Consider the following 2,034-nt stretch of genomic DNA (forward strand, 5'->3'; position numbering starts at 1 on the left):
GCGACGGTCGTCAGGTGCTCCTCGACATCCCAGGCGGGTGGCGCGGGCGGGCGGGCGCGGGCGGGCGGGCGCGAGCGGGGCGGTGGGCCGTGCAGTTGACGCATTGAGGCGGGCTGATGAGAATGGGCGACGGAGCCAGGTAGGGCCACCGGGACGAGGGCGACGACGGCGGGTCTCCGCTGTCGAGGATCGGCCGGTGAGCTTCCGCGAGTGTCCCCGTCCGCGTGACATGGACCGTCGCGCACTGTCCGCGTACCCCAGAGGGGCCGTGACGTGCCGACGGCAGCTCGCCCGCGCGGCCCATGGCCGACGCCGGGCATCCGAAGTGGAGCACGAATGTTCCGTCCCAAGGCTTTCGGCGGCGCGTTGACCGCGCTCGCCACCGTTGCGGCTGGCGTGTTCCTCGCCACCGCCGTCAGCACCAGCCCGGCCTCCGCCGCGGGCACCGGCACCGGCTATCTGCACACGAACGGCAGTCAGATCGTGGACAGCACCGGTGCCACGGTCCGGTTGACCGGCATCAACTGGTTCGGCATGGAGACCGACAACAAGACCTTCCACGGGTTGTGGTCGAGCAACCCGTGGCGGGGGCAGCTCGACACGATGGCCCGGCTGGGCTACAACACGTTGCGGGTGCCGTACTCGAACGACGCGCTGAAGGCGGGCGCGACCGCCACCGGGATCAACGACTTCGTCAACCCGGACCTGATCGGGCTCTCGCCGTTGCAGATCCTGGACAAGGTGATCGACTACGCCGGCAGCAAGGGGATGCGGATCATCCTGGACCGGCACCGGCCGACGTCGGCCGGGCAGTCGCCGCTGTGGTACACGTCGACGGTCTCCGAGGCGACCTGGATCAACGACTGGAAGATGCTCGCCCAGCGGTACGCGGGCAATCCCACGGTGATCGGCGCGGACCTGCACAACGAGCCGCACGCCGAGGGCACCAACCCGGCGGCCACCGGCGCGTGCTGGGGCTGCGGCGACACCACCCGGGACTGGCGGCTCGCCGCCGAGCGGGCCGGGAACGCCATCCTCGGCGTCCAGCCCAACTGGTTGATCTTCGTCGAGGGGGTGAGCTGCCCGAGTGGTGGCCTCTCCAACGTCTGGGACAACGACCCGAGCAACGACGAGGACTGCGGTTGGTGGGGCGGCAACCTGTCGAAGGCCGGCCAGTTCCCGGTGCGGCTGAACGTGGCCAACCGGCTTGTCTACTCGCCGCACGAGTACGCCACCTCGGTGTACCGGCAGACCTGGTTCGACGCTCCGGACTACCCGGCGAACATGCCGGCCATCTGGGACAAGTACTTCGGTTACCTCTACAAGCAGAACATCGCGCCGATCATGATGGGTGAGTTCGGTAGCACCCTGGCCGACCCGAAGGACCGGGTGTGGCTGGAGAAGTTGATGGCGTACACCGGCACCGGGGTGACCGGGATGTCCTTCACCTACTGGTCGTGGAACCCCAACTCGGGTGACACCGGCGGCATCGCGCTGGACGACTGGACGAACGTCAACACCACCAAGCAGGCGATCCTCCAGCCGTACCTGATCGCACCGTCGGGTGGCGGACCGACCGGCGGGCCCACTGGTGGGCCGACCGGCGGACCGACCGGTGGGCCGACGACCCCGCCGCCGGGTGCCTGCACGGCCACCTATCGGCAGGTGAACGCCTGGCAGGGCGGCTTCCAGGGTGAGTTGACGGTGAAGAACACCGGTTCCGCCGCGGTGAACCCGTGGTCGGTCACCTGGACCTGGCCGTCCGGGGTGACGTTGGGCAGTGGCTGGAACGCCACCGTCTCCCAGTCCGGCACGACGGTGACCGCCGCCGCGCCGGGGCACGCCCCGTCCCTGGCGGCGGGCGGGTCGGTCACCGTGGGCTTCACCGCCAACGGCACCGCCAGCGCGCCGGGTGCGGTAAAGCTCAACGGCGCCAGCTGCTGAACCACTGGGACGGCCGATGCGGTGCGCGAGCCATGGGGCGCGGCCGTGCTAAGGCCAAGCAGACAAAGGTGGCCCGGGAGTTGAAGTACC

General features: G+C 69.9%; 2 protein-coding genes. Both read left to right on the top strand.

What is annotated here, in order from left to right; genetic code table 11:
• Positions 1–336 precede the first annotated feature (336 nt).
• Positions 337–1,944 carry a cellulase family glycosylhydrolase gene (locus tag ABZU25_RS34440; RefSeq protein WP_355033543.1) on the top strand — a complete coding sequence of 536 codons (1,608 nt, stop codon included), beginning with the start codon at positions 337–339 and terminating at the stop codon, positions 1,942–1,944.
• 32 nt (positions 1,945–1,976) lie between these two features.
• Positions 1,977–2,034: DUF3073 family protein (locus ABZU25_RS34445; protein WP_355033544.1), on the top strand; the 58-nt coding region annotated here is incomplete at its 3' end.

The organism is Micromonospora sp. NPDC005215 (assembly GCF_040607915.1).
Lineage (GTDB): Bacteria > Actinomycetota > Actinomycetes > Mycobacteriales > Micromonosporaceae > Micromonospora.